General features: G+C 31.5%; 6 protein-coding genes. All 6 read left to right on the top strand.

Translation table 11 applies throughout. The features are described 5' to 3' along the window. Positions 1-211: 211 nt before the first annotated feature. The 6 genes from M3085_RS13665 to M3085_RS13640 all read left to right on the top strand — a co-directional run bounded on the left by M3085_RS13665 (position 212) and on the right by M3085_RS13640 (position 7,985). Positions 212-1,483, top strand: coding sequence for an AAA family ATPase (locus M3085_RS13665; RefSeq protein ID WP_249053312.1), 1,272 nt, complete (start codon positions 212-214; stop codon positions 1,481-1,483). Positions 1,484-1,495: 12 nt separating this feature from the next. Beyond that, positions 1,496-2,203 (top strand): RloB family protein, encoded by a 708-nt coding sequence (locus M3085_RS13660; protein ID WP_249053311.1) that lies wholly within the window; start codon positions 1,496-1,498, stop codon positions 2,201-2,203. Between the two features lie 67 nt (positions 2,204-2,270). Beyond that, complete coding sequence (gene kwaA / locus M3085_RS13655) at positions 2,271-2,861, top strand: anti-phage protein KwaA (protein ID WP_249053310.1); 591 nt, start codon at positions 2,271-2,273, stop codon at positions 2,859-2,861. A gap of 1 nt (position 2,862) precedes the next feature. Beyond that, the gene (gene kwaB, locus M3085_RS13650) at positions 2,863-3,816 is read left to right on the top strand and encodes an anti-phage protein KwaB (protein WP_249053309.1); all 954 of its coding nucleotides are present in this window, start codon (positions 2,863-2,865) and stop codon (positions 3,814-3,816) included. A 304-nt stretch (positions 3,817-4,120) separates the two neighbouring features. Further along, positions 4,121-4,915, top strand: a complete 795-nt coding sequence (locus M3085_RS13645) for a hypothetical protein (protein WP_249053308.1) — start codon at positions 4,121-4,123, stop codon at positions 4,913-4,915. A 4-nt stretch (positions 4,916-4,919) separates the two neighbouring features. Next, on the top strand, positions 4,920-7,985 hold the full coding sequence (locus tag M3085_RS13640; RefSeq protein ID WP_249053307.1) for a DEAD/DEAH box helicase: 3,066 nt from the start codon (positions 4,920-4,922) through the stop codon (positions 7,983-7,985). Positions 7,986-8,423 lie beyond the last annotated feature (438 nt).

Below are 8,423 nucleotides of genomic sequence, written 5' to 3'. Positions count from 1 at the left end.
TAAAATTATAGCTATTCAGTATATATAGAGGGGAAAATATACATAGCTATTTCATGCCTTTTATTGTGAGTATAATTTTATTTTGAGAATAATAATGTTTATTTTTGAGATATTTCCTCAAAAATAAACATTATATAAATTATATTCTTATCTTTGCAGTAGAACTTACTAGTTACAATCATATATATAGAAATATTAAAAAGACAAATACATGTTGCTTGAATTTACAGTTGAGAATTATAGATCGTTCTATAATAAAAAAACTTTAGTATTAGAAGCGGACAGAGCTTTAAAGGAATACTCTGATACCAATCTATTTAATTTCAACAAATATACTCTACTCCGTTCACTTGCTTTGTATGGAGCCAATTCTAGTGGAAAATCCAATTTAGTCAGCGCTATGCATGCTATGGCAAGATGTGTATTGTTGTCTGTAAAATTAAATGATAATGAAGAACTAGAATATGATCCTTTTCTTCTTTTGAAAGACAACAATTCTCCAACTATGTTTGAGGTGGTATTTCTTAAAGGGGAATATTGTTATAGATATGGGTTTAGACATAATCAGGAGCGTATTATTGATGAATGGTTATTCCGTAAAACAACCCCACGTTCGAAAGAACTAATGATGTATGTTAGGAATGAAGAAGGGATTTATGTTGAGGAAAATAATTTTCCAGAAGGAGCTGGTTATGAGGAAAAAACGAATGATAATCGATTGTTTTTGTCGTTATGCCAACAATTGGGAGGAGAAATATCACGCCAGGTTATATCGTGGTTTCAATCAGATTTTAATGTAATTTCTGGATTAAACAATCAGCAATATAGGGCTTATTCAAAACTGTTCTTTCATAAAAAAGAAATTTTAAGTACTGATGCTCTTGAATTCTTTAAAAAGCTAAGACTTGGTTTCAATAATATTTTAACCCATGAGGAAGACCCCAATATACCTCAGGATTTGCCATCTGAATTGAAGGCTCTACTTCAAAGAGAAGCACAGGGGAAGAAAAGCATAGAATTGGATTCAGTACATAGTGTATATTCTGCTTCAGGCAAGGTTGTTGGTTCTATAAATTTTTCATTTGAAGACCGTGAATCATCTGGTACGAACAAATTATTTGATTTGTCTGGACCAATATTTGAAACGCTTTATTCAGGAGCGGTTCTTGTTGTGGACGAATTAGATGCAAAGATGCATCCTCTTATTTCGCAATATATTATTGAACTGTTTAATAGTCCAGTGACAAATCCTAAGAATGCACAGTTGATATTTACTACACATGATACTCATTTGCTTTCTCAAAAGATTCTTAGACGTGACCAAATCTGGTTTACTGAAAAGGATTCAAAAGAACAGACCGATTTGTATAGTCTGATGGATATTGTACTGCCAGACGGAACAAAGCCACGTAATGATGCCAACTATGAGAAAAATTATATAGCAGGACGTTATGGAGCTATTCCTTATATTCTTAACGACTAAAAATTAGGGACTATGGCAGCAAAGAAAATCAAGATAGACAATGCTTCTTTAAAATTTAGGAAGCAATCACAAAAGAGAGAGCAAAAGGTTATTCGTTGCTCGGTGTTAATTGTTTGTGAAGGAACTAAAACAGAACCCCATTACTTTGAGGCATTTGCTAAAAAGCAACAAGGGATTATAGTATATGATATTGAGGTTAAAGGACTTGGACATGGAACAAAGGATGTTGTAGAAAAGGCAATAGATCTTAAAAATAAAAACAAATATGACCGTGTTTGGGCTGTTTTTGATAAAGATGAATTTCCAGCTAAAGACTTCAATGATGCTATTGCAATAGGACAGAATAATGGAATAGGAGTGGCTTGGAGTAATGAGGCTTTTGAATTATGGTATTTGTATCATTTTCAGAATGTGACAACAGGAGTGCCTCGAAAAGATTATGAAGAAAAAATTTCAGCAGCTGTAAATGCTTCTCCCAAATATAAATCCAAAAAGAAGTATAAATATACTAAGAAGGATCCCAATAATTATGAGATAATGACAACATATGGTTCGATGGACTCTGCATTACGATTTGCAGAAGCAAAGCATTTGTTATACACGGATACACGATATGCAATCCAGAATCCTTGTACAACAGTTTATCGACTTGTGAAACAATTATTGGGGAAGGATGAAGAATTGAATGCGGAACTAGTAATGGAAATAGAAGGCATATAATTATTAATATTCACCAATGGATTTTGTTATTAATTGTGATAAGTTTATGATTTATAATTGATTAAATATGAAACTTAATTTGCATATAAAATTCTGTTTTTATTTACTTTCTATGGTGTTGTTTTTCTTGATTATCGCCATACTTGGTACTGATATTCCTATTTGTTTTGAGGAAAATGCTACTTTCATAGGATTTTCAGCATGTTTAACAAATATTGGTATTATAATCCCTATTATTTGTGCATTGGCTTTAATATATGCTATATGCTTTATGCATTATCTTAAGCATAGAATTAAAGGATCAAAACTTGGTCCAATAACCATTATGAAGATAGAAAATGCAAATAATGATATTCTTGCATTTGTTGGAACCTATTTTATTCCTCTTGTTAGTTTTAGTTTGGCAAATAATTGGAGGCATATAATTGTTCTTTGTTTATTATTTATAGTTATAGGAATAATTTATGTGCGAGCGGACATATATTATACAAATCCGACTTTACTTTTATTGGGATATAGAGTATATAAAGTTACAGGAGAGCTAAATAAAGAAGAAATAGAAAGAGTTGTTATAACGTATGGCGAATTGAAAAATGGTGATATAATATGTTATATACCAATAGATGATAATACGTATTATGTAAAAAAAATAGAGTAAAATGAATATAGAAGAGTTAAAAAATAAATTGATGTTCATCATAGATAATGATATTCAGAAGAATATTAATATATATGTTACTTCGCCAGCAGGACTACAATTGTTCAATATGGTAACAGATGATTTGAATGAGTTAAAGCAAATATACGTGGATCTTCTAAGATCTCTCATATTAGATAGAGATGATTTGTCTATAAGAGATTATTCTACAACTTCAGACCGAGAAAATACGATATATTTATATGATCTAGCACCAGAACAAAGAACTCAGGAAATGGTTAATATGGCAAATGCGGGTACGAACCATAATCCTCCTTTATTCACTGTAGATAATGCATCTTTAGAAAAAATAAATGGATTCTATGTCGTTATTAATGATGGAGAACATAGAGCTGTTTTCTATAAACAAATACTTCCTATTGACAAAACATATTGTAGGTCATCATTCTTTCTGGGAATAAAAAAGGATAATTCTATGTTTGAACGTAAGAGGGATAGTTTATTACGAGTTGTACCTGGTATACAAATGTTATATATAGATGATGCTATAATTCTTATAGAAATAAACAAATTAGAGTCTTCGTTAGGATTAGACGAGATATTAAAGAAAGAAGCACAGACTACTTTTAGAAGTATAGAAAATAAGAATATAGTCCTTGATATTACTAAATTGAAAGAAGCTTGCGACAAACCTTCTATGCTTAAAAAGCTACGTCATGCATTAACAGAAAGTAAAGTAAAGGATTTAACCAACGAGATTATTATACGATTTGCAAGTGAACAAGAAAAGTTGAAATTCAAATTTAATGAAGAAAAAACAAAGTTTAATCTTGATAGTAAAGCCGCGGCTAAACGTTTCATTAAGTTATTAGATGATGACTATCTTTTTTCTAAACTTACATCAACAGACTATGATTCAGAACAGAAAGGAGTACTTGCAGAAGTGACGGAGTAATTTTAAAATAGATATTAGATAATCTCACCTATATAAGGTTTATCTCCCAAAAGGTTTTATCATTCTCTTTTCCCATTATTTTTATTTTCGGATATGAGAATAAAAAATAATGGGAGATAAATACAAGGGCTAAAAATATAATATTGATAAAAGTATCATAGTTATGTTATATAAAATATGGGGGATATTGAAAGGAGAGTCAAAGTATGGTTAGGGTAATGTATTACCTTAATTTTATTGGTGACTTTAGAATATATCTTAGGGATTTTATTATCAACAACCAATAATATAAAAATTGTAATTAATGATATCAACCAATAGCAAGAAGTTGGACGAACTCTGTTATGATTTTGAATATCAAGTAACAGATAAGGACGAGTTGGCAGATAAAATTTGTCAGCTCATTCTTGGTAATTGTGGTCATGTATCGAAAGTTATTAAAGGATTAACGTCAACTCCTAGAGAAACAGACAAGAAGACTATTGAAGCTTTAATTCAGCAGTTAGAAAAGAGAGATAATTCAGATGTCGATAGGTACAAGGTTGATGGATGGCTATTCCAAATGATATCCTGGCTTCAATTGGCTTATCAATATAAAGAAAGTGCGTTTTTCTTTCAACAAGCACCTCATCCCCAGCCTTCCATGCACGGAATAGATGGTTTTGCTGTAAAACTTACGTCCTGCAATACTATAGAGCGAATTGTAATAACAGAAGATAAGTGTACAGAAGATGCCAAGGCAACAATTATGAATAAAGTATGGCCAGAATTTCGTGGAATGGAGAAAGGAGAGAAGAATAATGCAATCTTTCAACTAACGGAGGCATTGATTGGATATCAATTAGGGGAACAATTCGAGAGTATTCAAAATGATATTGTGAAAGAGAAATATCGACAATATCGAGTTGGAATAACACGTCAAGTAACTCATAATTCTGATGACGGACGAAAGAAACTGTTTAGAGGTTATGATAAAATAATTTCTGGTAATGATATTTTCAGAAGAACAGCAGCGACTATTTGTTTAGATGACAAAGAGCGTGAGTGGATGAGTGATTTACAACAAAGAGTTTTGAATAAATTAAAATCATATATATAGTACGATGTATAATACTGTAACAGAAGAATTAATAAGAAGGATTCCCCATGTGGAAGGCTTTACGGAAAATTTACTTCCTGTAACTCTAACCACTGTCTATGCCCAAATAATTAGTTTGAGCGCAAAATATAAAGATGGTGAGATTCCTTTTGATTTGGAAATACTTGAAGATGATAGAAGAAAACTAAATATACTGTCTAATACTTTAGAATTGTATCTTTTTGCAAATCCATATAGTGATAAAAAAAAATCAATAGCTTATGTTGCTGCAACAGCTCGAAAGTTATTGTTTAAAATAAGAGGAGTACAAGAAAATGAGATTTTGGATTTGAATTATGTCCCATCAGATCTTTATGCATCACTTTTGTATATAATAAGTGGTAATTTTGCTGATGCACAAGAAATCGCAGAAAGTTTTAGTATATATAAAGATACGGATAAGTATATTAAAAAATTATATAAATCCGTCAAACTTTTGGTGAATGGAAATTTAACTAAATTACGTGATTTGCCAATCAATGAACCAAGAGAAGATCATGATTTACATCAATATTTGCAACAGCTGTTTTGGAAAGAATTAGTGGTGGGTATAAAGCAATTTTCAAATTCATTGTTAGGACAAGAAGAGTATTCAATTGATTCCTTTTTGAGAGTAAAAGAATTATCAGTTTATGAAGATGAATCGCTCTCTCTTAGGGATGTATATGTCGCTCCATATATTCTTTCTATTTTGTTTATATTATCGTGTGAAGAGATGTGGAGTCATGCTGTGATTAATATATCAACTCCGGTAGGGGTGGAAGAGAATAGTTGGAAAAGTGCATTGAAAAAGCAAGCAGAAGTAAGACCTTTTTTATGGGAAAACCATTTGGAAGCAATAGATAATGGCATATTAAATGTAGGCATATCCTCTGTGATAACTTATCCAACAGGTGCTGGCAAGACAACCTTATCTGAATTAAAAATAGTCTCTTGTTTACTGGCTAATAAGCGTGTAATATATCTTGTTCCTACTCATGCCCTGGAAAATCAAGTAAACAACAGTTTGGCTAAGTTGACCGACAGAATGAATATTTCAATTTTAAATAGGGATGGTGAATTCTCCTGGTTCGAAGAAGATGAAGAAGATAATACCATAATGGTAATGACGCCAGAGCGTTGTTTGGCATTGTTGCGTCTAGATCCAGAGAAATTGCATAATGTTGGTTTAGTTGTCTTTGACGAGTTTCATTTGGTCCATGGTAATTTTAATGATAAACGTGCGAATGATGCAATGACACTTGTTGTGGAATTGTTCGACATTTTACCAGAAGCCGACTATTTTTTCGTTTCTGCGATGGTGCGTAATGGGAAGGACATAGCTGGTTGGATTAAATCAGTGACTGGTCACGAGTGTATTTTACTTGATAGCCCGTGGAAACCGACTTGTCAGTTGCAAGGATGTATGGTTTATGATGAAAAAGAAATTAATAAATTGAAAGCAATAATTGCTAGATTCCAAAGCAGTAAAAAACATATAAGACCGACAACATCTTTAAATAATATGTTGAAAGCAACACCTTATTGTATATTTAGTTTGAAATCAGCATGGGACGATATCAAAAGGTCAAATTATTGTTTGGTAGAGCTAACAGGTAAACCTGTTAACCTTAGAGCAAATAATGAATGGATACTTTCCTCAAATTACAACTCTGTAGCAGCTGAAGTGGCAAGCAGATATGCTGCAATTCATTATAAGACAATAATTTTTGCAACTAAACCTATGGATGCCAATGCAATACGAAACAATATAAATAAACTTCTCAAATGGAATAATATTGGTTGGATAGAGCTTAATGAAAAAGAAAAATTCAATGCTGTTGCACTAGAGTTAGGTGGAGAGAAATATTCGTATCTTTTCGAATCAGAATCAGCAACTGTACATCATGGTAATTTATTGCCAGAAGAGCGTATTATTTCGGAACATTACTTTAGAAGTAAGGATGGGGTGAATGTATTAGTAGCTACACCGACTTTAGCTCAGGGAATCAATTTGCCGGCAGATATAGTACTCATTGCTGGTGATAAAAGATTTGTTGATAATAGTTGGGAACAAATTAAAGCTCATGAGATACTAAATGCAGCAGGAAGAGCTGGGAGAGCTGGATTTCGTTCGCATGGAACAGCAATTTTAATACCTTCAATTATAGCAACGTATGGAGATCGGGTGACAAAAGGTAATTGGATGACGGTTCGTGATGAAATTTTTTCTAAAGGGGATCGCTGTTTAGATATAAAGGACCCAATTTCTGATTTCTTTAGTACAGAAATTTATACGGACAATGATTTGATACTGAAACATTTTAAGGTGAATGTATCTGATATGAAACGTAAATATGGCAAGACATTTTATGCTTATCAAATGGGATTGAAAGGTAGGACAACAGAATTTAACACCCATTTAGATGCTTTGGTAACAGAAAATTTGTTAGACGAAAATATTGAACAATCCGAATGGCTATCTGTATTATCTGCAAAGACTAGTGTTGATCCGGATTTATTAATAGCATTCTACGAGTCTATCAATTTAGATTTTATAACAGGCTTAGATGACCATATTGTTATATATATGCTAGTTCATTTAAAAACAGTTATGAAAGAAAAACTGGATTTGATGGATAAATTCTTTTCTAGTATGAATAATTCCGAAAATGCTAAAAAGTTTGTACTACCTAAAGAAACTAATCTTTGGACAGAAAGTGGTGTTGAAAAATTTTTTACACTTGTTGAGATGTATGTAAAAGGTAAATCTTTGTTAGAGCTTGAACAAGCTATGGAATGTAAACAAGACAAAAAGCTTTTGCATGCCAGACAGTTTGTACTGAAAATTATTCCTGATGTTAGTTATACTTGTGGCGCTTTTATCCAGGTGCTTATAGAAAAAAATGGTCCGTTAGAAGATATTCCTAAAGATATGAAAGTCTTCGCCTCTTGTATAAAAGAAGGAGTACTAACATATGAAATGCTTAAAGAAAAATACAACAATAAATATATGAGAGTTGAATGTCATCATAGATACAAGAAGATTTAGTACAAAACCGAGATTTGTAATAAAGTATGAATCTCGGTTTCTTTTGATAGATTAATATTAGATATTATACATTCATATCATAGATGTTTTTTGAGAAATTAATATATAACTACTGATATTTTATAACATGCCCAGAACCTAAAAGAGTGTATTCTTGCAGATTACATTTTTTAGTCCTTTTAATTTAGATAATTTTTTATTCCCCATTATCAAACAAATTGCTGATGTCACTGTCGAGATTGTAAGGTAATTTTTGACGAATTTTTTCAATAAGCTAGTTCTACCATTTCTATATTTTCAATTTTTGAATAGTATCATCGTTGAACCGTATTTCACTAAAATAAATTGAACAATATTAGCTTGTCACATTGAATATTGATATATTTGCATTAAACTACAAATTATTTCAATTATGAAGCAATTGAATAGGATTAAAAT

The organism is Bacteroides caecicola, from assembly GCF_023337095.1.
Classification (GTDB): domain Bacteria; phylum Bacteroidota; class Bacteroidia; order Bacteroidales; family Bacteroidaceae; genus Phocaeicola; species Phocaeicola gallinarum.
Note: the sequence above shows the minus strand (reverse complement) of the source record. Positions and strands in the feature narration are given on the sequence as shown.

Coding starts and splice junctions, on each gene's coding strand:
- M3085_RS13640 (WP_249053307.1), top strand. CDS start 4,920: ATGTATAATACTGTAACAGAAGAATTAATAAGAAGGATTCCCCATGTG.
- M3085_RS13645 (WP_249053308.1), top strand. CDS start 4,121: ATGATATCAACCAATAGCAAGAAGTTGGACGAACTCTGTTATGATTTT.
- kwaA (WP_249053310.1), top strand. CDS start 2,271: ATGAAACTTAATTTGCATATAAAATTCTGTTTTTATTTACTTTCTATG.
- M3085_RS13660 (WP_249053311.1), top strand. CDS start 1,496: ATGGCAGCAAAGAAAATCAAGATAGACAATGCTTCTTTAAAATTTAGG.
- M3085_RS13665 (WP_249053312.1), top strand. CDS start 212: ATGTTGCTTGAATTTACAGTTGAGAATTATAGATCGTTCTATAATAAA.
- kwaB (WP_249053309.1), top strand. CDS start 2,863: ATGAATATAGAAGAGTTAAAAAATAAATTGATGTTCATCATAGATAAT.